Raw genomic sequence first — 20,649 nt, 5'->3', positions numbered from 1 at the left:
TCTGTAGTACGGTCGGTTGATGCGAGGTTCAGCGGCTGTCATCGGAGGCGGCGTCGGCGGGTTGGCGGTGGCCGGCGGGTTGCTGCGGGCCGGGTGGACGGTGACGGTGTTCGAGCGGGCCGATGGGTTGCCCGATGTCGGCACGGGGCTGGGGATCTGGCCGTCGGCGTTGCGGGCGCTGGATGACCTGGGGGTGGGTCCGGTGGCGCGCGAGCGGGGGCGGGCGCAGCCAGATGGGGCGATGCTTCGGCCGGATGGTTCGCTGATCGCCGCGTTGGACGTGGGGCGGATCCGGCGGCGGCACGGCGAGGGGGTGCTGCTGTTGTCTCGGCCGGCGCTGTTGGGGCTGCTGGCGGAGGCGTTGCCGGCGGGTACGGTGCGTTTCGGTTCGCCGGTGGAGGATCCGGCGGTGCTGGCCGACGGGTACGACGTGGTGGTGGGTGCGGATGGGATCCGCAGCGCGACGCGGGCGGCGATGTTCGGTGATCGCTATCCGTTGCGCTATTCGGGGATGACGGCGTGGCGGGGCACGGTGTCGTTGGAGGTGCCGGCGGGCGGTGAGACGTGGGGGCGGGGTCGCAAGTTCGGGATGACGCCGCAGGCGCCGGGGGTGACGAACTGGTACGCGGCGGTGGCCGCGCCGCAGGGGTACCGGCCCTCGGAGGGTGATCTGGCGGCGTTGCGGCGGTGGTTCGGTGATTGGCACGATCCGGTGCCGGCGGTGCTGGGGCGTATCGATCCGGCGGGGTTGCTGCACCACGATGTGCATTTCCTGCCGGCGTTGCCGTCGTACGTGCGGGGGCGCTGGGTGTTGGTGGGTGACGCCGCGCATGCGATGACGCCTGACCTGGGGCAGGGTGCCTGTCAGGCGTTGATCGACGCGGTGGCGTTGTCGCAGGCGTTGGCGGCGGCGCCGGATGTGCCTTCGGCGTTGGCGCGGTACGACGGGTTGCGGCGGGGGCCGACGCAGCGGATGGCGGCGATGGCGACGCGGGCGGGTCGGTTGGCGCAGGTGCGGCGGTTCGTCGGGGTGCGGGACACGGCGCTGCGGTTGGCGTTGGCGTTCGGCCCGCCGGGCTGACGGTGGCCGGTCAGCTGATTGCCTTCCGGACCAGGGCGGTGATCGTCTGTTCGGCCTCGTCGGTCAGCTCGGTGACGGCGTATGAGGTGGGCCAGAGGCCGCTGCCCTCGTCGAGGTGGGCTTCGGTGGTGAAGCCGAAGGTCGAGTAGCGCTCCTTGTCGGCGTGCCCGCTACGGAAGAAGCACACCACCTTCGCCTTCCTGGCGTAGGCCGGTTGTCCGTACCACAGCTTCGGCGACAGCTCTGGGGCGTTGGTGGTGACGATGGCGTGGATGCGTTCGGCGATCGCGCGGTCCGGTGTCTCCATCGCCGCGATCTTGGACAGCACGTCGAGTTCGTCGGCGGCGGCCTTGTTGCCACGCCCGCGGTTCGTCTCCTTCTTCAACTCGGCGGCACGTTGCTGCATGGCGGCACGTTCCTGCTCGGAGAAGCCGTCGGTGCTCTTCGCACGCTTCGTCGCGCTCATCGCTGCACTCTCCTGGTCGTGATCGGGCTGCTGCTGACGCTAACGTGCGCAGCGACCTCGATCTTCTCGATTCCTGATCGATGCTTGCCCGCCGGTCCTGCTGACCCGCAGACTGGCGGTGATGCGACTGGCGGCGTCGGGGATGGGTTGGACCATCGGGGAGCTTTCGTCGTGGAGGTCGTCCGCCTGGGCCTGCACGGGCGGGGTGGACCATGTCGATGGTGATGAGCACGGCGCGGCTGCTGCCCGGTGGGCCGGTGGCGGAGGCGATTCTGGCCGAGGTGGCCGAGGGTGTGGCGGGGTTGCGGGCGGCGGGGGTGACTCCGGCGCTGGCGACGGTGCTGGTGGGTGACGACGAGGCCAGTGCCGGTTACATCCGGATCAAGCAGCGGCAGGCGGCGGAGTTGGGTTTCGCCTCGCCGCACGTGCGGTTGCCGGCCTCGGCGTCGCAGGCCGATCTGCATGCGGTGCTGGCTGACTTCAACGCGGATCCGGGTGTGCACGGTGTGCTGCTGCAGTATCCGATTCCCGGGGGCCTGGACTACGACCGGGCGTTGCAGACCCTGGATCCGGATTCGGACGTCGACGGGATGCATCCGGTGAACATGGGGCGGCTGGCGCTGGGGTTGCCGGGTGCGTTGCCGTGTACGCCGGCGGCGATCGAGGCGTTGTTGGCGTACCACGGTGTGCCGGTGGCGGGCCGTGAGGTGGTGGTGCTGGGGCGTGGGGCGACGTTGGGTCGTCCGTTGGCGATGCTGCTGGCGCAGAAGCGGCCGACGGCGAACGCGGCGGTGACGGTGGTGCACACCGGGGTGGCGGACTGGGCCCGGTACACCCGTCGGGCGGAGATCCTGGTGGCGGCGGCCGGGGTGCCGGGGATCGTGCGGCCGGAGCATGTGCGCCGGGGTGCGGTGGTGGTCGGTGGTGGTGTGCGGTACGCGGGGCGGCGGTTGTTGCCGGATGTGGATCCGTCGTGTGAGCGGGTGGCGGGGGCGATCACGCCGCGGGTCGGTGGGGTGGGTCCGGTGACGGTGGCGATGTTGTTCCGTAACGCGTTGCGGGCGGCGCGGTCAGTGGTTGGTCTGGCGGACCAGGTGTAGGGCGTCGGTGACGGCGGCGGGGATGTCGGTGACCGGGTAGATCGCGGCGGTGATCGTCCGGGTGTGGTCGACGACGAGGATGAGCCGTTTGAGGCGGGTCTGCTGGCCGGCGCGGAAGGTGGGTAGGCGCAGTGCGGCGGTCAGCCGCAGGTCGGTGTCCGAGAGCAGGTCGAACGGGATTGTCTCGGCGGCGGCGAAGGTGGCCTGTTCGTCGGGGCGTTGGGTGCTGACGCCGTGGACGGTGGCGCCGGCGGCGGTGAAGTCGTCCCACTGCTGGCGGAAGAGGCGGTTTTCCAGGGTGCATCCGGCGGCGCCGGGGATGTCCTTCCACTGTGGTGGCAGCGGGGTTGGTGCGCCGGTGCCGGGATAGGTGAACAGCACGGTGGTGGGGGTGGCCGCGACCGGGTCGGTGGGGGTGCTGTCGGTGGCGGTGAGGGTGATGTCGGCCGGTATGCGGGTGCCGACGAGGGTCTGTACGCGGGTGGCCTCGGCGCCGTCGGGGTTGGTGGTGGCGGTGAGGTTGCCGTCGCCGAGCACCCATCGGTCGGCCCAGTCCTGCATGGCGACGAGGGTGGGCAGCAGTGCGTGGCCGCGGTCGGTGAGCACGTATTCGTGGCGGGGTGGGTGCTGCTGGTAGGGGCGGCGGGCGAGGACGTCGTGGTCGACCAGGTCGTGCAGGCGTTGGGTGAGCACTTTGCGGGAGACGCCGAGTTCGGTGACGAGGGCGTCGAAGCGGTGGTGGCCGCGGGCGATCTCGCGCAGCAGGAGCAGGTTCCACCAGTCGCCGAGCACGGCGGCGGCCTGGGCGATGCCGCAGGTGTCGTCGGCGCGGCGGCGGTTGGTCATGGTCGGATCCTGCCGTAGTGGTGGGCGGGGGGTGTACGGGGCCACACTCCTACAGTAAGTTCCCTTTGGGAACTCACCGGGAGGTGTGGCGGTGTCGGTCATGGCGGCCACCTTCGTGCGCAACTGGCGGATCACGTTGCGCGCCTACCCGTGGACGTACTTCGTCGGCACCCTGGCCACCGGCGTGCTGACCATCGGGGTGTCGATGCTGGCGTACCGGGCCATCGGGGGCGGTCGGGTCGGGGCGAGCTTCACCGCCGCCACCGGCAGCGCCGACTACCTCGGCTACGTCACCGTCGGCGCCGCCGCGCTGACCTTCACCACCCGGATGGTGCTGTGGGTGGCCAAGGCGCAGATCACCGAGTACCGCGAGGGCACCCTGGAGAGCCAGCTGCTCACCCCGGCGCGGCGCCTGCCGTACCTGTTGGGGGTGACCGCGCAGGCGTTGAGCACCACCGCGGTGGAGATCACCGTGTTGGTCGCCGTGGCCACCGCGCTGGGGGTGCGGCTGACCGTGGCCGACCCGCTGACCCTGCTCGCCGCGACGGTGGCGGCGACCGTGGCGGTGGTGGGCATGTCGGTGCCGCTGAGCGCGCTCATGCTGGCCGCCGGTGAAGCCCACATCACCCAGAACACCCTGTTCACCGCGATGGCGCTGCTGTGCGGGTTCACCTTCCCCACCAGCTACCTGCCGGACGCGGCGCGCTGGCTCGGCGAGGCGTTGCCGGTCACCTGGGCGCTGCGGGTGCTACGGGCGGCCACCCTGCCCGGCACCGACGTCGATCCCTGGCCCGCGTTCGCCGTCTGTGTCGTGCTGGGCGGGGCGTACCTGCTGTTGGGACTGTCCATCCTCGATCCCGCCGAACGGCGGGCCCTGCATCGGAGCGCGCGTGCATGAGCACTGGCATCGTCACCACCGACCTGCGCAAGACGTTCCCGGTTCGCCGCTGGCAGGGCTGGCGCCGCCGGCCGGCCGCCGCGCCGGTGGCGGCCGTCGACGGGCTGTCGCTGCGCATCCCGCCCGGCCAGGTCACCGGACTGCTGGGCCTCAACGGCGCCGGTAAGACCACCACCATCCGGATCCTGTCCACCCTGCTGCGTCCCACCGGCGGCACGGTGAGCGTGGACGGGTTGGACGTGGTCGAGCATGCCCGCGAGGTACGCCGGCGAATCAACGTGATCTCCGGTGGTGAGCGGATGGTGTACGACCGGCTGACCGCCCGGGAGAACCTGTGGTACTTCGGGCAGCTGTACGACGTTCCCCGCGCCCGGTTGCGTGCCCGCATCGACGAACTGCTCGACCTCGTGGGCCTGACCGAGGCGGCGCAGGTGCCGGTGGAGAGATTTTCGCGGGGCATGCGCCAGCGGCTGGTCATCGCCCGGGGCCTGATCAACGATCCGGCGTACCTGCTGCTGGACGAGCCGACGCTCGGTCTGGACGCGCCGATCGCCCACCAGCTGCGGGCCCTGATCGCCCAGCTGGCCGCCGACGGCGTCGGGGTGCTGCTGACCTCTCACTACCTGGCCGAGGTGGAACAGCTGTGTCGGCACGTGTACCTCATCGCCCGGGGGTCACTGGTGGCCCAGGGCAGCCCGGCACAGTTGGCGGGCCAGACGGTGCGCCGGCACACCGTGCGGCTCGTGCTCGCCGTGGCCGACCCGGCGGTCACCGCGGTGCTGCGTGCGTTGGCCGAGCGGCACGGAGCGGAGCTGACCGTCGACGTGGACGACGAGGGTCGGCCACGGTTCACCCTGCGCCACCCGCAGGACCTGGTGGGGGCGGTGGTCACGGCGGTGGTCCAGGCGGGCGGGGCGGTCGCCGGGCTGACCGTCACCCCACCGACCCTGGAGGACGCGATCCTCACCCTCACCGACGCGCAGGCGGTGGCGGTGCGGTGAGCCACGCCCTGCGGGTCGTCGCGGCCGAGGCCCTCAAGCAGCACCGGCGGCTGTTCGGGCAGCCGCTGGTGCTGTTCTCCATGCTGCTGTGGCCACTGCTCACGCTGGCCGCCACGTACTACACCGTGCTGCCGGTGATGGAGTCCGCGGTGGCACCGCAGCGGTGGCCGGTGGCCGGCGACCCGCGCCGGCTGCTGTCGTTCCTCGCCGCCGGCGCGCTGGCGTACACGTTCTTCTTCTCCCTGGTCCAGTCGGCCTGGCACTTCTCCTTCGAGCGGGTCAGCGGCACCCTGGAGGCGCTGTTCCTCTCCCCCGCCAGCCGGATGGCGTTGGTGATCGGCAACGGCGCTGCGGCGCTGACGCAGAACGCCTGGCTGTTCGGCTGCTTCGCGGTGGCCGCGGCGACCGCCGCCGACGTGCTGCACGTCGCCCACCCCGGCATGTACGCGGTGGCCGCGCTGGCGCTGCTGGTGCCCGCGGTGGCCTGGGGCGCGTTCCTCAACAGCATGTTGATCTTCTCTCGGGACTCGGCGTTCCTGTACACGCTGCTGGACGACCCGCTGTGGTTCGTCGCCGGGGTGCGGCTGCCACTGTTCGCCCTGCCGGTGTGGGTCAAGGCGGTCGGCTTGGCTTTCCCGCTGACCAGCAGCCTGGTGGTGCTGCGTGGGGCGCTGCTGGACCGCGCGGACCTCGGTGACCTGGCGGCCCCGCTGGGGTGGCTGGCGGCGCTGACCGTCGGCCTGTTCGCCGCGGCCTCGGCGCTGCTGCGCCTGGGCGAGGCACGGGCCCAGCGCACCGGCGGACTCCAGGTGTTCTAGGCCAGTACCGGCAACCGGGCGGTCTGGCCTAGCCGAGGTCGACCAGCAGGGGGCGGTGGTCGGAGATGGTCGACGACGGGGTCCGCACGGCGGTGACCGGTGGCAGTTGGTCGAAGCCCTGCCGGTCGGCGAGGGCGTGGTCGAGTTGGACGCGCGGCTGTCCGGCCGGGTAGGTGGGGCGGCGGCCCAGCAGGTGCCAGCCGGAGACGGCGCGGACGGCCCAGGCGGGCATGTTCAGGTCGCCGAGCAGGATCCGTGGTGCGGGCAGGGCGCGGAGCGCCCGGACGACCTGGCGCAGCTGGCGGGCGTTCCAGCCGGGTACGAAGGACAGGTGGGTGGCGGCGACGGTGAGCGGGCCGTGCGCGGTGTCCAGCACGGCGGCGAGCACCACCCGGGGCTCGTCGTGCAGCAGGATCAGTCCGCCGCCGGGGCCGGGCACGTACACCGGGGAGCGTACGGGCGCGGGGCGCAGCCGGGTCACCCGCCAGCTGACGACCGGATGGCGGGAGACCAGGCCGACGCCGTAGCAGGGTTCGCCGTGGCCGTCGTCGTCGTGGGTCAGGGGGCGAAACGCCACGCCGGGGGTGCCGACCACGGCGGCGGCGAACCGGTGCTCGGCCGCGCCGAGGGCCTGCGCGGCGACGGCGGTCAGGTCGAGATGATTGCTGCGGGACTGGTCGCGGTCGACTTCCTGCAGGGCGAGGACGTCGGCGTCGAGGGCGGCGACAGCGGTGGCCAGTCGGGCCGGGTCGACCAGGCCGTCGTGCAGGGACCGGCCGTGCAGCAGGTTGAACGTGGCCAGGCGCACCGTGTCACCTTAGCGACGCCGTGGCACAGTTGCCCGATGGTGCGGGCGTTGTTCTGTTCGATGCTGGTGTTCGTGGCCGTCGCAGCGATGGGGATCTGGTTGCGGCGCCGCCGTGACCGGTGAGGCTGACCACAACCGGCGGCGCGGCGTACGCCCTGGTGGGAAGAATGGCGGCTCGTGGAGTTGGAGCCGTGGACGATCGCGACGCTGCTGACCGTTGCCGCGCTGGCCGGTTGGGTGGACGCCGTGGTCGGCGGTGGCGGGTTGCTGTTGTTGCCGGCGCTGCTGGTGGCCGCGCCGGGGATGCCGCCGGCCACCGCGTTGGGCACCAACAAGTTGGCGGCGATCGCGGGAACGTCGACGGCGGCGGTGACGTTCGCCCGCCGCACCACGATCGACTGGCGGGTGGCGGGGCCGGCGGCGGCACTGGCGGTGCTCTGCGCCGGGCTGGGCGCGGCGTTGGCCGGTGCGGTGCCGCCGTCGGCGTACCGGCCGGTGGTGCTGGTGGTGCTGGTGTCGGTGGCGTTGTTCGTGGTGCTGCGCCCCCGGCTGGGGGTGCGGGCGGTGCCGCAGCGGCGGACCCGGGTGCGGGTGGTCGCGGCGGTGCTGGTGGCGGGGGTGGGTATCGCCACCTACGACGGGTTGATCGGTCCGGGCACCGGCACGTTCCTGGTGGTGGCGTTCACCGTGCTGGTGGGTGCGGACTTCCTGCACGGCTCGGCGATGGCGAAGGTGGTCAACGCGGGCACCAACGCCGGCGCGCTGGTGGTGTTCGCGGCGACCGGGCACGTGTGGTGGCTGCTGGGCGCGGCGATGGCGGTGTGCAACATCGCCGGGGCGGCGGTGGGTGCGCGGATGGCGTTGCGGCGCGGGTCGGGGTTCGTGCGGGTGGTGCTGCTGGTGGTGGTGCTCGCCCTGGTGGCGAAGCTCGGCTATGACCAGTGGCTGGCCGGGTGACCGGCACCGCGCCGCGCGTGTGATCATCGGCGGATGCCGGTACGCGCGGAACACGACCGGGTCGCCCTGGCGGGGCTGCTGAGCCGGGACCCGGAGCTGAACGCCTACCAGTTGGGCGACCTGGACGACTTCTTCTGGCCGTACACGTCGTGGTATCGGCGTGGGGACGCAGTCGCGTTGCTGTACCACGGCGCCCGGCCACCGACGCTACTGGCGTTGGCGCGGCCGGCGGGCGCGGTCGAGTTGGCCGCCCTGTTGGGTGAGCTGGCGCCGGTGCTGCCCGCCCGGTTGGACGCGCACCTGTCCCCCGGCCTGGCGGTGGCGCTGGGCGACACCTTCCGGGTCACGTCGAACGGGCCGCACCACCGGATGGCGTTGACGGACCCGTCGCGGTTGACGACCGTCGCGCCGGGCGGGGTGCTGCTGGACCGGGCGGACCTGCCCGGTCTGCACGAGCTGTACGCCGCCGCCTACCCGGGTAACTGGTTCGACCCGCGGATGGTGGACACCGGCCGGTACGTGGGCATCCGTGACGGCGGGCAGCTGGTGGCGGTGGCCGGCGTGCACGTCTTCTCCCCCACCTACCGGGTGGCGGCGTTGGGCAACGTGACCACGCATCCGCGCTGGCGCGGGCGTGGGTTGGCAGCGGCGGCGGTGGCCCGGCTGTGTGGGCTGCTGGCCGCCGACATCGACCACGTGACGTTGAACGTGAAGGCCGACAACACGGCGGCGGTGCGGCTCTACGAGCGGCTGGGGTTCACCCGGGTCGCCGACTTCGTCGAGGTCGGTCTCGTCGCCACAGGTCGCTGAGCGGGCAGCCGACACCACCGGCACGGCTTCGCCGGCCTCGGGCTGCGGCGGATCTTCGCCGAGACGACGGCGGTCGACACCGGGTGAGGTGGAGTACGAGATCACCCGGGGTCGGTGGTCGGCGGGTTCAGCCGCGACGGGACGAGTCGAAGCGGCCGGCGCGGATCTCCCGCAGGGCACGACGGCGGGTGTCGCCGCGCAGGGTGTCCACGTAGAGGCGGCCGGCGAGGTGGTCGGTCTCGTGTTGCAGGGCGCGGGCGAGGAAGCCGCTGCCGGCGATGGTCAACGGTTCGCCGTGCTGGTCCAGGCCGTGCGCGGTGGCGTGCAGCGCGCGGGGGGTCGGGAAGTAGAGCCCGGGGATGGACAGGCAGCCCTCGTCGTCGTCCTGGAGCTCCTCGGACAGCTCCAGGGTCGGGTTGATCATGTGGCCGCGGTGTCCGTCGGCGTCGTAAACGAAGACCTGGACGTTGACGCCGATCTGCGGTGCGGCGACGCCGGCGCGGCCGGGCGCGCCGAGCAGCGTGTCCATCAGGTCGGTGACCAGGGTGCGCAGCTCGGCGTCGAAGCGGGTCACCGGCTCGCTGGGGGTGCGCAGCACCGGGTCGCCGATGATTCGGATGTCGCGCATCGTCATGTGGGCAAGATTATCGGTCGTCGGTGGTGTCCGGCGTCCCGGCGGCCGTGGTCCCCGCCCAGGGTGGCGCGTACCGGGGCGGTTTTCGCCGCCGCCTCGGCGACCTCGGCGTCGGGGTCGCTGTCCCAGGTGATGCCGCCGCCGGCCCACACGTGCACCGCGTCGCCGTCCACGGCGGCCGTGCGGATGGTCAGTCCCAGGTCGAGGTGGTCGTGGCCGACCCAGCCGAGGGCGCCCATGCTGGCGCCACGGCCGACGGGCTCCAGGTCGGCGATGCGGTCCAGGGCGGCCAGCTTCGGCGCGCCGGTGACCGAGCCGCCGGGGCAGACGGCGCGCAGCAGGTCGGCCAGGCCGAGCCCGTCGGCGACGTCGGCGCGTACGGTCGACTCCGCCTGCCACAGGTCGCACCAGCGGCGTACCGCGAACAGGTCGTCGACGCGGACGCTGCCGGTGCGGGCGACGCGGGCCAGGTCGTTGCGTTCCAGGTCGACGATCATGATGTGTTCGGCGCGTTCCTTGGCCGAGGCGAGCAGGTCGACGCGGCCGGCGACGGTGGCCGGGCGGGTGCCTTTGATGGGTCGGGTGGTCAGGGTGCCGTGGCGGACCTCGATCAGGGTTTCGGGGCTGGCGCAGCCGATGGCCCAGCCCGGGCCGGTGAGCACGCCGCCGTAGCGGGCGCCGGGCAGCTGGCCGAGGCGGGCCAGGGCCGGCAGTGGGTCGCCGGTGTAGGTGGCGGCGGCGTGGCCGACCAGGTTGACCTGGTAGACCTCGCCCCGGCCGATGGCCTCGCGGACGGCGGTGACGGCGGCGGCGTGCTGGCGGGGCTGCCAGCTCTCGGTCCAGGTGCCGCGCCACCAGGGTGCGGGCGGGTACGGGCGGGCCGGGGCGGCGGCGGTGTGGCCGTAGACCACCGCCACCACCTCGGGCAGGTCGGCCGGGTTGGCCGCGCCGGGGGCGCCGCCGGCGAGCAGGGCGCCGGCGGCGGCGGAGACGTAGAGCGCGGCGCCGCAGACGCCGTCCGGGTCGTGGCGGGTCGCCGGGCGGGCCAGGTCGTGCAGGCGCAGACCGTGGGCGGCGAGGAAATCCTCGGTACGCGCGGCCGGGTCGCCGCCGTCGGCCGGATGCCACTGCCAGCGGGCGCGTTCGACGAGCCGTCCCCGGCACGCCTCGGGAACCGCGGGCGGATCGGCAACCATGAGTGGGAGCGCTTCCACGACGTCCGGACGATTGTTGGTCATCCGTTCAGCGGATTCCCGCGCACCACGCACACATCTGCTCGATGTGGCGTGCTTTCGCTTGGTACTGTGCGTCACTGGTCATGTGAACCATGACACAGTGCCCCCACAGTCCGGAGAACCCGATGTGCCAGCACCAACCCACCTGCCCCTCCGCCGACGCCACCGACCGGGAAGCCGCCAAGGTCATCGCCTGCTTCCGTGAGCAGGGCTGGAGCCTGCTCTGCAACGGCGTCATCATTTTCGAGGACACCGGCGAACTGCTTCCCGACGGCAGCAGCATCGCTCCGCACCGCGGCCCCGCCCGACACGCGCTCGCCGCCTGACAATCACGATCCGTCACGCCACTCTCCCGCGCCGACCCAGGCTAGTCCCCCGGTCAGGGACCACCACGACCAGGTCGGCGCGGTGCCGGGGCGGCCGTGCAGCGCCCCGGCCGCCGGTCAGTCCTCGTACGCCTGCGGAGCCGGACACGAGCAGACCAGGTTCCGGTCACCGTAGCCACCGTCGACCCGGCGCACCGGCGGCCAGTACTTCGCCAGCCGATCCACCCCCGCCGGCCAGCCACCCACCGACCTCGGGTACGGGTGCGGCCACTCGTCCCCGGCGAGCATCGTCGCCGTGTGCGGCGCGTTGGCGAGCGGATTGTCACCGGCCGGCCACTCACCCGAACCGACCTTGTCGATCTCCGCCCGGATCGCGATCATCGCGTCACAGAACCGGTCCAACTCGGCCAGGTCCTCACTCTCGGTCGGCTCCACCATCAGCGTCCCCGCCACCGGGAACGACATCGTCGGCGCGTGGAACCCGTAGTCGATCAGCCGCTTCGCCACATCGTCGACGCTCACCCCGGTCGCCTTCGTCAACGGCCGCAGATCCAGGATGCACTCGTGGGCGACGAGCCCCTTGTTACCCGCGTACAGCACCGGGAAGTGCCCACGCAGCCGCGCCGCCACATAGTTGGCCGCCAGCACCGCCACCCCCGTCGCCCGGGCCAGCCCGTCGGCGCCCATCATCCGCAGGTACGCCCACGGAATCGGCAGGATCCCCGCCGACCCGTACCGGGCCGCCGAGATCGCCGGCCGACCGTCGACCGGCGCACCGGCCGGGTCGCCCGGCAGGAACGGCGCCAGGTGCGCCCGCACCGCCACCGGACCCACACCGGGCCCGCCACCACCGTGGGGAATGCAGAACGTCTTGTGCAGGTTCAGGTGCGACACGTCCGCGCCGAACTGCCCCGGCTTGGCGAACCCGACCAGCGCGTTGAGGTTCGCCCCGTCCACGTACACCTGCCCACCGGCGTCGTGGACCTTCGCGCACAGCGACGCGATGCCCGTCTCGTACACGCCGTGCGTCGACGGATACGTCACCATGATCGCCGCCAGGTTGTCCCGGTTGGCGGCGATCTTCGCGTCGAGATCGACCATGTCGACGTTGCCGTCGTCGTCGCAGCCGACCACCACCACCCGCATCCCGGCCATCACCGCGCTGGCGGCGTTCGTGCCGTGCGCCGACGACGGGATCAGGCACACGGTACGGTGCAGCTCACCGCGGCTACGGTGGTACGCGCGGATCGCCAGCAGCCCGGCCAGCTCACCCTGCGAGCCGGCGTTGGGCTGCACGCTGACGGCGTCGTAACCGGTCACCTCCGCCAACCACCGCTCCAACTGACCGATCAGCTCCCGGTAGCCGGCGGTCTGCCCGGCCGGGGCGAACGGGTGCAGGTGGGCGAACTCGGCCCAGCTCACCGGCTCCATCTCAGTGGTGGCGTTGAGCTTCATCGTGCACGAACCAAGCGGAATCATGCCCCGGTCCAACGCGTAGTCGAAATCGGCCAGCCGCCGCAGGTACCGCAACATCGCCGTCTCCGACCGGTGGGAACGAAACACCGGATGGGTGAGGAAGTCACTGGTCCGGGCCAGCCCCGCCGGCAGCCCGGCAGCCACCTCACCGGTGACCGGCTCGACGTCGAACGCCGCCCACACCGCCGCCAGGTGCCCGATCGTGGTGGTCTCGTCGCAGGAGATCCCGACCCGGTCGGCGTCGACCAGCCGCAGGTTCACCCCACCCAGCGCGGCCGCGGCGACCACCTCGGCGGCCCGCCCCGGCACGGTCGCCGTCACCGTGTCGAAGAACGCCACGTCGGCGACGTCCACGCCACCGGCGCGCAGCCCCGCCGCCAGCCGGGCCGCCATCTCGTGGGTACCCGTCGCGATGGCCCGCAGCCCATCCGGGCCGTGGTACACCGCATACATGCCGGCCATCACCGCCAGCAGCACCTGCGCGGTGCAGATGTTGCTGGTCGCCTTCTCCCGGCGGATGTGCTGCTCACGGGTCTGCAACGCCAACCGGTACGCCGGATCACCGGCACTGTCACGAGACACCCCGACCAGCCGCCCCGGCAACATCCGCTCCAACCCGGCGCGTACCGCCAGGTAGCCGGCGTGCGGCCCACCGAAGCCCATCGGCACCCCGAAACGCTGCGTGGTGCCGGCCGCGATGTCGGCCTCGATCTCCCCCGGCGCGCGCAGCAGCGTCAGAGCCAGCAGGTCCGCCGCCACCGTCACCAACGCCCCGACCGCGTGCGCGGCCTCGACCAGCGGGGAATGATCACGCACCGCCCCGGACGCGCCCGGGTACTGCAGGTGCACACCGAAGAACTCCGCCGGCAGCACCTCGACGTCCAGGTCGAGCACCCGCACGTCGATACCGAGCGGCTCGGCCCGGCCGACGATCACCGCGATGGTCTGCGGCAGGGTGTCCGCGTCGACCACGTACACCCGGCTCGGGCTCTTCGACGCCCGCCGCGCCAGCGTCATCGCCTCCGCCGCCGCCGTGCCCTCGTCGAGCATCGACGCGTTCGCCGTCGCCAGCCCGGTCAGGTCGGACACCATCGTCTGGAAGTTCAGCAACGCCTCCAGCCGGCCCTGGCTGATCTCCGGCTGATACGGCGTGTACGCCGTGTACCAGGCCGGGTTCTCCAGCACGTTACGGCGGATCACCGCCGGCGTGTGGGTGCCGTGATACCCCAACCCGATCATCGACACGGCGACCGTGTTGCGGCCCGCCAACTCCCGCAACTCGGCCAGGGCCTCGTGCTCGCTGGCCGGCTCCGGCAGGTCCAGCCGGCCGTGCCAGCGGATCACCTCGGGAATCGCCGCGTCCATCAGCTCGTCGATCGAGGCGTACCCGACGGCGTCCAACATCCGGCGCTCGTCGTCGGGGCCCGGACCGATGTGACGGTCGGCGAACTGCTCTGCGGTCATGGGCGGCGCTCCTGCGGGCGGGGGTCGACGGGTCGGCCCTCCCCCTCTGTCACACCCACGGGCGCTCCACAGTGCCTGACGCGACGCGGTCCTTCTGCCTGAGAGGTTCCGGGGAGGATTTGCCCCTTCGGCGCCGCCCGGCTGCCGCCAGGCGGTCTCTCCCGCGTCGGTGCTACCGGCGCGATCAACGCTACCAGCGGGCCCGCTGGCCCGCAGCGAACCCCCCGGCCCGCCGCCTAGAGCCCGACGGAGGCCGGCGCCACCGGCGCGGTGGTGGCGCTCGGGCCGACCGGCGACCCGCCGCCGAGCAGCCGATCGGCCAACCCCGGCAGCAGCCGACCCAGCGGCGCGTCCACCCGCAGCACGGCGTGCCCGTCACCGCGCGTCGGCCCCTGGTTGACGATCACCACCGGCACGCCCCGCTGCGCCGCCCGCAGCACGAACCGACGGCCCGACATCACCGTCAGCGACGAACCCAGCACCAGCAGCAGCCGTGCCCGCTCCACCATCGCGAAACACCGCTGCACCCGCACGGCGGGCACCGTCTCACCGAAGAAGACCACGTCGGGCTTGAGCAACCCACCACAGCTCAGGCAGTCGACCGTACGGAACCGCGCCACCTGGGCGTCGTCGAGATCCACGTCACCATCGGGATTGATCGCGGCGGCCTGCGCCACGAACTCCGGGTTGGCCAGCCGCAACCGCCGATCCAGGTCCAGCCGCGCCGTACCCTGCCCACAGCCCAGACAGATCACCTCGTCCAACCGGCCGTGCAACTCCAGCACGTCACGGCTGCCGGCGGCCGTGTGCAGGCCGTCGACGTTCTGCGTGATGATCCCCGTCACCAGGCCACCGCGCTGCAGACGGGCCACCGCGCGATGCCCGTCGTTCGGTGCCGCCCGCGCGATCAGCTGCCACCCCAGATGACTACGGGCCCAGTACCGGCGCCGCGCCGCCGCGTCCCCCGTGAACGTCTGATACGTCATCGGGGTGTGCCGGCGGGAAACGCCACTGGGCCCCCGATAGTCGGGAATGCCCGAGTCGGTGGACAAGCCGGCCCCGCTGAGCACCACCACCTGACCGCCGGCCACCAGACCCGCCACCGGCTCGATCACATCGTCCACCCGACCATGTTGCCCCAGCCAGGGCATTCCCGACGAACCAGCCGGCGGCCCGCCACCACCGGTTCGCACCGACCGCGCCCCGCCGGACACCCACCGCGCCGGCCCACCCGCAGACCACGTCCGCGCTGCCGCCAACGCCGACCACGACCGCGTCAGCGCTGCTGGTGGCGCGGCAAGGACCGCGCCGAACCGGCGGCGACCGCCGGCGACTGGGGCTGCCCGATGCGCTCCATCGTGCGGGCCAACTGCTCGCTACCGTCGTCGAGATGCCGCGCCGCCGCCTGCATGTGCGAGATCATCATCTCGCCGTAGATCCGCAGCGCCTCCCGAGCGGCCACCCCGTCGTCGAACGTCGGCCCGGCCGCCACGTGGTAGTCCTGCACCGCCCGCTCCGCCTCCTGTCGGGCCTCCTCCACCGCCGCCCGCACATAGCTTTCGTACTGGGTACGGGCGTACTCGGCGACCCGCCGGGCATAGTCGTGCGCCTGCGCGATGATCTGCTCGGCCTCCCGCTGCGCCGCCGAAAGCAGATTCACCTCCTTGGCCGCCGGTGCCTTCGGTGCCGGACCGGAACTCGGGATCACCCCGTGCCGATGCAACTCCACGTGATCATTGAGCCGCTCGTTCTCCGCCCGCAGATTCGCCACCTGCGTCGACAGCAGATCCAGCTCATCGGCCACCTGCATCCGGAACCGGTCCACGTCGGTGTGGTCATAGCCGCGCCGACCGAACGACGACGACCCGAACTCCCACCGCCGCACCCGGTCGGCGGTCAACCGCACCTGCACACCACCGGCGACCTGCGCGCCGTCGTACCTGCCGACCGCAGGTGCGCTCACCGTACCGGCCTGCCATTCGCGGCTGCGGGGCTCACTCACCGGGGACCTCCGGAATCGTCAGGAGTGGCGGGACGGTGCATCGCCGTCCGCCACGCAGAGCCGTACCAGTTCCGACCCAGACCCTCGTGATGCACCTGCCCGGCGTGGAACCCGGACCGCATCAAAGTGGCCACCGCCTGCGACACCATGTCGTCGGAACCACACACGTACACATGCCGGGACCGCCAGTCACCGTCGGCCAACGCCCGGTCCACCGGATACACGAACTCCCCCGGCCGGTTCAGGTCCAACCCCACCACCTGCGTCACCGTCAACCAGGGACAGGAGGCGGTCAACTTGTCGAGGGCGTCAGCGTCGTAGAACTCGCTGCGCGAGCGGGCCCCCACGTACAGATCGACCCGGCGCCGGGACCCCTCCGCGGCCACCTGCTCCACCAACGCCTTCAACGGCGCCCAACCGGTACCACCGGCCAACAGCAGCAGATCGTCCGACCCGGCCGACCGCAACGTCAACCCATCCCCCACCGGAGCGGCCAGATGCAGCTGGTCACCGACCGCGCACCCGTACACCAACCGCGAGGACACCGCACCACCAGGCGCCGCCCGCACGTGCAACTCCACCGTGCCGTCCGGACGCGGCGCGTTCGCCGGCGAGTAGTACCGCCACGACCGCACCGCCGGATGGGACACCCCGATCGACTGGCCCGGGTTGAACGGCAACAGATACTGCGGGCGCAACGTCAACACAGCCACGTCGAACGCCCGCCGCTCATGCCCGACGATCTCCGCCACCCACCACGGTGGATTCGTCGCCTCAGCGGCCTGCGCCGCCTCGGTCATCACCTTCGCCACCAACCCGTACGCCGCCGCCCAGTCCTGCGCCAGCTCGTCCGTCCACTGGTCACCGAGGAAATGCCGCAGCGTCGCCAGCAACGCCTCCCCCACCGCCGGGTAATGCTCCGCCCGCACCGCGAACTTGCGGTGGTCGGCGCCGAGATCCTGCAGAAAACCGACCAGCCGATCCACCTGGTCCACCTGGGACACGATGTGACCGAGCGCGTTGACCAACCGATCCCGCTGCCCCGCCATGTTGGTCGGGAACATCTGCCGGGTCTCCGGATACGCCAGAAACAGCGTCGAGTAGAAGTAGAGCGGCACCTGGTCACCGTTCGCGGCGACCAGGGACCAGCTCTGCTTGAGACGAGAGACGTCCACGCTCAGGCGCCCGCCGGGTCCCCGGAAGCCACCACCTGGTCCTGCACCTGCGCCAGCACCGCCTGCACGTCGGTGATGATGTCGCCCGGCACCCCCAGCTGCACCAACGTCGCCGTCAAGTGCTCACCGACCTTGACGTAGTGCGCCACCGGAATGTTCAACGGCTGATGCGCCGAGGCCAGATCACGGCCGGTGTACTCGTTCGGGCCGCCCAGCACCACCGTCAGCATGAGCGCCAGATGCCGACGCTGACCAGCCATGTCCACATCGGCGAAGTAGCCGGCAAGCTCCGGGTCGGCGAGGACCCGCTCGTAGAACAGCTCCACCGCGGCCTTGACCGAGCTGGCGCCACCGATGCGTTCGTAATGCGACGCAGGGGCGGTCTCTTCGGTAACCGTCACGGTCGTTCCTTCCGTCGTGAGGGGACACGCGGCATCGGCGCGCAGAGCGACGAACCGCTGGCACACCGGTGACCGCGCGACGGCAGCGACACCAGCAGACCGTGTCGGACGATAGCGTGCCGCGTCGGACCCGTCACCGCCGACCTATCAGGTTCCCGACAACGACCGACCACGAACAGTGACCGAAACCGGGCCCGACCCTCGCTCAGCGCCAACAGACAGTCACGCGCTGCGGTCACCGCGACCGGGCACCCAGCAACCCGCACGCCACCCAACCAGCACCGACAACCATCGACCGGCCACACACGACGGACCTACCGCCCACCGGAATCCACCCGCACCCCGAGACGCTGCGTCATCAACAGCACCGCCCGAACGATCCACCTGGCCCGCACCCACCCGGGCGCGTCGGTGAACCCGAGACGCCTCAGCCAGCCCGACGCCGCGCCCGACGCGCCGCCAACTCGTCGCCCACGGGCGCCGCCTCCGGCTCCTGCACCGCGGACACCGCCGCGGGCTCCGCCGGAAGATGCGACAACGAACCCTGGATCTCCTTGAAGGCACCACCGATCGCGATGCCGAACACCCCTTGGCCGCCCTGCAACAGATCGACCACCTCCTCCGGAGAACGACACTCGTACACCGTCGTCCCATCAGAGATCAACGTGATGCCCGCCAGATCCTCCACCCCACGCGACCGCAACGCATCGATCGCCTTACGGATGTTCTGCAACGACACCCCGGCGTCCAACAGACGCTTCACGACCTTCAACACCACCAGGTCGCGGAACGAGTACAACCGCTGCGTACCCGAACCCGACGCGTCCCGCACGCTCGGCACCACCAACGACGTACGCGCCCAGTAGTCCAACTGGCGGTAGCTGATCCCCACCGCCTGGCACGCCGTCACACCCCGGTACCCCACCGCACCGTCACCGTCAGTTGCCGAACCAGGCGTCCCACCCGGCTCGTCCAGTCCCGTTCCCGGATCGGAATCTCGCGGCTCGTGCATCCGGACAACCTCCCCGTCAGTGCGGTGCCACGTCGTTTCCGGGACGCGCACCCCTCGACACGGCAACCCTATAGCGACCGCCAGGGGTTACCACGGAGAAACCGACGCGACACGCCGCGCATAGACAGCGATGACCATCACCATCACCGACAGTCACGCCGCCGGCGGGGACCAGACTCAGCCCGCGAAGTCCTCCGGACGCACCTGCTCCAGGAACTCCCGGAACTTCTCCACCTCGTCCTCCTGCTCGTCGGGAATCACGATCCCCGCCTCACTGAGGACCTGCTCCGCACAACGAATCGGCGCACCGACCCGCAACGCCAGAGCGATCGAATCACTCGGGCGAGCCGACACCCGCACCCCGTCACCGATCAACAGATCAGCGAAGAACACGTTCTCTTTCAGCTCGGTGATCTCCACCGCCTGCAACGGCGCCTTCAACGCCGCCAACACATCCCGCAGAAGATCATGGGTCAACGGACGCGCCGGCTTGACACCCTGCTGCTCGTAAGCGATCGCCGTCGCCTCGACCGCGCCGATCCAGATCGGCAGATAGCGGTCCCCCTCGACCTCCCTGAGCAGGACGATCGGCTGGTTACTGGGCAACTCCACCCGAACCCCGACCACGCTCAGCTCGCGCACCGCCGCCTCCGTGTCGTTGTCACCTACGCCCGCACCGCGCCCTTCCCTGCACGGTACACGGACCGCGACAAGGCCATCCCACGCGCTGCCCGCACCACGTCCGTGCCAGAAGAGGGGTTACCCCGGCAAGCCTACGCCACGCCCCGACACCACCACCGGTACCGCACACGCACACCTCAACGCCCCAGCGTCGAACGCAACCCCACCCGAACCAGCGCCGCATGCAACTGCTGCGACAGGGCCACCAACTCCCGCGCCGTCTCCGCCGCCCGCGCCCGCGCCGCCGGATCACTCTGCCGCGCCAACGGCGCCACCAACTGCGCGAACAACCCGACCTCACGATCGGCCGCCGTCCGAAAACCACGCAGATGCCGAGGCTGGAACCCGTACGCCGCCAGACCCGCCACCGCCTCCGCGATGATCAACGCGTCAGCGTCGTACCAACCCGGCGGATCCGACACCACCAGCCCGAGCCGCTCCAACTCGCCCAACGTCGACTCGTCGAGCCCACTGCGCGCCACCAGCTCCGTCCGGTCCAGCCGCACCTGCGCCGACTCCACCGGCTGAGCCGCACGACCCGGCACCTCACCATCGGGACCCACCGCGACCAACGCCGGCCGCGACCGCTCCGCCGCCGCACCATCGGCATCCCACTGCGCCAACTGCTCCCGGATCACCCGCAACGGCAGATACTGATCGCGCTGCGCGGTCAACACGAACCGCAGCCGCGCCACATCATCCCAGCCGTACTTCCGGTAACCCGCCGCCGTCCGCTGCGGCTCCACCAGACCCTCAGCCTCAAGAAACCGCAGCTTCGAAATCGTCACGTCCGGAAAATCCGCCCGCAACTGGGCCAACACCTCGCCGATGCTCATCAACGACTCAGCGCGACCCACCCCGGACGACCTGAAGGCCGCAGGCTCGTTCACCCCCGGCCGGCCTCCCCCTCCGGGCGCGGACCGGCGATGAACACCACCCGGAACTTGCCGATCTGCACCTCGTCACCGTTGGTCAAGGTCGCCGCCTCGACCCGCTCCCGGTTCACGTACGTGCCGTTCAAACTGCCCACGTCCCGCACCGTGAACGTCCCACCATCCCGGTGGAACTCCGCATGCCGACGCGACACCGTCACATCATCGAGAAAAATGTCACTGTCCGGATGCCGCCCGCTGGTCGTCACATCATGATCCAACAGGAACCGTGCGCCCGCATTCGGACCACGCCGGACCACCAGCAGCGCCATCCCCGGCGGCAACGAACCGGACATCCGGCTCGGCACCACATCAGTGTCCGGCCCCTCCAGCGCTTCCTCGAGCGAACCGAGATTGAGCGTCGACGTGACGTCGAGCGGGGGGAACTCGTCGCCTGGGCGAGTCATGGGGACCACCTCACGGATCTGTTTCGGTCGGCGTCGGACGACGGCGGGTCTGGCCGCCGGGCTCTTATCCACCCGGCGGCTGGCTCTCCATGCCCCGAAAGGCTGTCCGCGACGCTCAA

At 71.5% G+C, this 20,649-nt stretch carries 22 protein-coding genes and 2 riboswitches; of the genes, 8 read left to right on the top strand and 14 right to left on the bottom strand.

Annotated elements, in window-relative coordinates:
- The first annotated feature begins 19 nt into the window (after positions 1-19).
- The gene (locus BMY89_RS05005) at positions 20-1,081 is read left to right on the top strand and encodes an FAD-dependent monooxygenase (protein ID WP_092375716.1); all 1,062 of its coding nucleotides are present in this window, start codon (positions 20-22) and stop codon (positions 1,079-1,081) included.
- 10 nt (positions 1,082-1,091) lie between these two features.
- Here the strand turns inward: BMY89_RS05005 and BMY89_RS05000 are convergent, their stop codons facing one another.
- Positions 1,092-1,547, bottom strand: coding sequence for a DUF1801 domain-containing protein (locus BMY89_RS05000; RefSeq protein ID WP_092375714.1), 456 nt, complete (start codon positions 1,545-1,547; stop codon positions 1,092-1,094).
- Positions 1,548-1,660: 113 nt separating this feature from the next.
- Positions 1,661-1,746, top strand: a riboswitch (ZMP/ZTP riboswitch).
- 19 nt (positions 1,747-1,765) lie between these two features.
- On the opposite strand from BMY89_RS05000, the gene BMY89_RS04995 reads away from it, so the two are divergent.
- Positions 1,766-2,647 (top strand): bifunctional 5,10-methylenetetrahydrofolate dehydrogenase/5,10-methenyltetrahydrofolate cyclohydrolase, encoded by an 882-nt coding sequence (locus BMY89_RS04995; protein WP_175510320.1) that lies wholly within the window; start codon positions 1,766-1,768, stop codon positions 2,645-2,647.
- Here the strand turns inward: BMY89_RS04995 and BMY89_RS04990 are convergent.
- Positions 2,618-3,493, bottom strand: coding sequence for a winged helix-turn-helix transcriptional regulator (locus BMY89_RS04990; RefSeq protein WP_092375712.1), 876 nt, complete (start codon positions 3,491-3,493; stop codon positions 2,618-2,620). The genes BMY89_RS04995 and BMY89_RS04990 overlap by 30 nt on opposite strands.
- Before the next feature lie 100 nt (positions 3,494-3,593).
- Between BMY89_RS04990 and BMY89_RS04985 the strand changes: the two genes are divergently transcribed.
- The 3 genes from BMY89_RS04985 to BMY89_RS04975 are packed head-to-tail and all read left to right on the top strand — an operon-like array spanning position 3,594 to position 6,210.
- Complete coding sequence (locus tag BMY89_RS04985; protein ID WP_092375709.1) at positions 3,594-4,391, top strand: ABC transporter permease; 798 nt, start codon at positions 3,594-3,596, stop codon at positions 4,389-4,391.
- The gene (locus BMY89_RS04980) at positions 4,388-5,392 is read left to right on the top strand and encodes an ABC transporter ATP-binding protein (protein WP_092375707.1); all 1,005 of its coding nucleotides are present in this window, start codon (positions 4,388-4,390) and stop codon (positions 5,390-5,392) included. Before BMY89_RS04985 ends, BMY89_RS04980 begins: the two co-directional genes overlap by 4 nt.
- Positions 5,389-6,210, top strand: coding sequence for an ABC transporter permease (locus BMY89_RS04975; RefSeq protein WP_092375705.1), 822 nt, complete (start codon positions 5,389-5,391; stop codon positions 6,208-6,210). The genes BMY89_RS04980 and BMY89_RS04975 overlap by 4 nt, the downstream gene beginning before the upstream one ends.
- 28 nt (positions 6,211-6,238) lie before the next feature.
- Here BMY89_RS04975 and BMY89_RS04970 read toward each other — a convergent pair whose 3' ends face one another.
- On the bottom strand, positions 6,239-7,018 hold the full coding sequence (locus BMY89_RS04970; protein ID WP_092375703.1) for an endonuclease/exonuclease/phosphatase family protein: 780 nt from the start codon (positions 7,016-7,018) through the stop codon (positions 6,239-6,241).
- A 177-nt stretch (positions 7,019-7,195) separates the two neighbouring features.
- Here BMY89_RS04970 and BMY89_RS04965 point away from each other — a divergent pair, with 177 nt between their 5' ends.
- Positions 7,196-7,975, top strand: a complete 780-nt coding sequence (locus tag BMY89_RS04965) for a TSUP family transporter (RefSeq protein WP_198413961.1) — start codon at positions 7,196-7,198, stop codon at positions 7,973-7,975.
- 33 nt (positions 7,976-8,008) lie between these two features.
- Entirely contained in the window at positions 8,009-8,785 is a 777-nt protein-coding gene (locus BMY89_RS04960; RefSeq protein WP_092375701.1) for a GNAT family N-acetyltransferase, read from the top strand.
- 127 nt (positions 8,786-8,912) lie between these two features.
- On the opposite strand, the gene def is transcribed toward BMY89_RS04960, so the two are convergent.
- Both def and BMY89_RS04950 read right to left on the bottom strand, forming a co-directional pair.
- Positions 8,913-9,419: a peptide deformylase gene (gene def / locus BMY89_RS04955; RefSeq protein WP_092375699.1), complete on the bottom strand. Its 507-nt coding sequence runs from the start codon at positions 9,417-9,419 to the stop codon at positions 8,913-8,915.
- The gene (locus tag BMY89_RS04950) at positions 9,416-10,657 is read right to left on the bottom strand and encodes a chorismate-binding protein (protein ID WP_092375697.1); all 1,242 of its coding nucleotides are present in this window, start codon (positions 10,655-10,657) and stop codon (positions 9,416-9,418) included. Before BMY89_RS04950 ends, def begins: the two co-directional genes overlap by 4 nt.
- A 122-nt stretch (positions 10,658-10,779) precedes the next feature.
- On the opposite strand from BMY89_RS04950, the gene BMY89_RS04945 reads away from it, so the two are divergent.
- Positions 10,780-10,980 (top strand): DUF5999 family protein, encoded by a 201-nt coding sequence (locus tag BMY89_RS04945; protein ID WP_092375694.1) that lies wholly within the window; start codon positions 10,780-10,782, stop codon positions 10,978-10,980.
- Between the two features lie 117 nt (positions 10,981-11,097).
- Here the strand turns inward: BMY89_RS04945 and gcvP are convergent, their stop codons facing one another.
- The 9 genes from gcvP to odhI form a co-directional block, all read right to left on the bottom strand.
- The gene (gene gcvP / locus BMY89_RS04940; protein WP_092375691.1) at positions 11,098-13,920 is read right to left on the bottom strand and encodes an aminomethyl-transferring glycine dehydrogenase; all 2,823 of its coding nucleotides are present in this window, start codon (positions 13,918-13,920) and stop codon (positions 11,098-11,100) included.
- Positions 13,921-13,996: 76 nt separating this feature from the next.
- A riboswitch (glycine riboswitch) is annotated at positions 13,997-14,094 on the bottom strand.
- A gap of 62 nt (positions 14,095-14,156) precedes the next feature.
- Entirely contained in the window at positions 14,157-15,071 is a 915-nt protein-coding gene (locus BMY89_RS04935; protein ID WP_092375689.1) for an NAD-dependent protein deacetylase, read from the bottom strand.
- Positions 15,072-15,196: 125 nt separating this feature from the next.
- Positions 15,197-15,922: a DivIVA domain-containing protein gene (locus BMY89_RS04930; protein ID WP_232521071.1), complete on the bottom strand. Its 726-nt coding sequence runs from the start codon at positions 15,920-15,922 to the stop codon at positions 15,197-15,199.
- Positions 15,919-17,097 (bottom strand): globin domain-containing protein, encoded by a 1,179-nt coding sequence (locus tag BMY89_RS04925; RefSeq protein WP_092375686.1) that lies wholly within the window; start codon positions 17,095-17,097, stop codon positions 15,919-15,921. Before BMY89_RS04925 ends, BMY89_RS04930 begins: the two co-directional genes overlap by 4 nt.
- A gap of 2 nt (positions 17,098-17,099) precedes the next feature.
- The gene (locus BMY89_RS04920) at positions 17,100-17,498 is read right to left on the bottom strand and encodes a group I truncated hemoglobin (protein ID WP_092375683.1); all 399 of its coding nucleotides are present in this window, start codon (positions 17,496-17,498) and stop codon (positions 17,100-17,102) included.
- Positions 17,499-17,925: 427 nt separating this feature from the next.
- Entirely contained in the window at positions 17,926-18,510 is a 585-nt protein-coding gene (locus BMY89_RS04915; protein WP_092375680.1) for a MerR family transcriptional regulator, read from the bottom strand.
- A gap of 177 nt (positions 18,511-18,687) precedes the next feature.
- A complete protein-coding gene (locus BMY89_RS04910) occupies positions 18,688-19,152 on the bottom strand; it encodes a bifunctional nuclease family protein (protein WP_092375678.1) in 465 nt (154 codons plus the stop codon).
- 176 nt (positions 19,153-19,328) lie between these two features.
- Positions 19,329-20,027 carry a transcriptional regulator FtsR gene (gene ftsR, locus BMY89_RS04905; RefSeq protein WP_175510299.1) on the bottom strand — a complete coding sequence of 233 codons (699 nt, stop codon included), beginning with the start codon at positions 20,025-20,027 and terminating at the stop codon, positions 19,329-19,331.
- A 50-nt stretch (positions 20,028-20,077) separates the two neighbouring features.
- Positions 20,078-20,530 (bottom strand): oxoglutarate dehydrogenase inhibitor Odhl, encoded by a 453-nt coding sequence (gene odhI / locus BMY89_RS04900; RefSeq protein ID WP_013733916.1) that lies wholly within the window; start codon positions 20,528-20,530, stop codon positions 20,078-20,080.
- Positions 20,531-20,649: the final 119 nt, after the last annotated feature.

Origin of the sequence: Micromonospora phaseoli (genome assembly GCF_900109115.1) — a bacterium.
GTDB classification, from domain to species: Bacteria; Actinomycetota; Actinomycetes; order Mycobacteriales; family Micromonosporaceae; genus Micromonospora; species Micromonospora phaseoli.
The sequence above is the reverse complement of the archived record's forward strand: the minus strand, read 5'-3'. Positions and strand labels throughout refer to the sequence as shown.

Excerpts from the sequence above, each read along its gene's own strand:
- BMY89_RS05005 (WP_092375716.1), top strand. The coding sequence starts at position 20 with ATGCGAGGTTCAGCGGCTGTCATCGGAGGCGGCGTCGGCGGGTTGGCG.
- BMY89_RS05000 (WP_092375714.1), bottom strand. The coding sequence starts at position 1,547 with ATGAGCGCGACGAAGCGTGCGAAGAGCACCGACGGCTTCTCCGAGCAG.
- BMY89_RS04995 (WP_175510320.1), top strand. The coding sequence starts at position 1,766 with ATGGTGATGAGCACGGCGCGGCTGCTGCCCGGTGGGCCGGTGGCGGAG.
- BMY89_RS04990 (WP_092375712.1), bottom strand. The coding sequence starts at position 3,493 with ATGACCAACCGCCGCCGCGCCGACGACACCTGCGGCATCGCCCAGGCC.
- BMY89_RS04985 (WP_092375709.1), top strand. The coding sequence starts at position 3,594 with ATGGCGGCCACCTTCGTGCGCAACTGGCGGATCACGTTGCGCGCCTAC.
- BMY89_RS04980 (WP_092375707.1), top strand. The coding sequence starts at position 4,388 with ATGAGCACTGGCATCGTCACCACCGACCTGCGCAAGACGTTCCCGGTT.
- BMY89_RS04960 (WP_092375701.1), top strand. The coding sequence starts at position 8,009 with ATGCCGGTACGCGCGGAACACGACCGGGTCGCCCTGGCGGGGCTGCTG.
- def (WP_092375699.1), bottom strand. The coding sequence starts at position 9,419 with ATGACGATGCGCGACATCCGAATCATCGGCGACCCGGTGCTGCGCACC.
- BMY89_RS04950 (WP_092375697.1), bottom strand. The coding sequence starts at position 10,657 with ATGACCAACAATCGTCCGGACGTCGTGGAAGCGCTCCCACTCATGGTT.
- BMY89_RS04945 (WP_092375694.1), top strand. The coding sequence starts at position 10,780 with ATGTGCCAGCACCAACCCACCTGCCCCTCCGCCGACGCCACCGACCGG.
- gcvP (WP_092375691.1), bottom strand. The coding sequence starts at position 13,920 with ATGACCGCAGAGCAGTTCGCCGACCGTCACATCGGTCCGGGCCCCGAC.
- BMY89_RS04935 (WP_092375689.1), bottom strand. The coding sequence starts at position 15,071 with ATGCCCTGGCTGGGGCAACATGGTCGGGTGGACGATGTGATCGAGCCG.
- BMY89_RS04915 (WP_092375680.1), bottom strand. The coding sequence starts at position 18,510 with ATGCACGAGCCGCGAGATTCCGATCCGGGAACGGGACTGGACGAGCCG.
- ftsR (WP_175510299.1), bottom strand. The coding sequence starts at position 20,027 with ATGAGCATCGGCGAGGTGTTGGCCCAGTTGCGGGCGGATTTTCCGGAC.
- odhI (WP_013733916.1), bottom strand. The coding sequence starts at position 20,530 with ATGACTCGCCCAGGCGACGAGTTCCCCCCGCTCGACGTCACGTCGACG.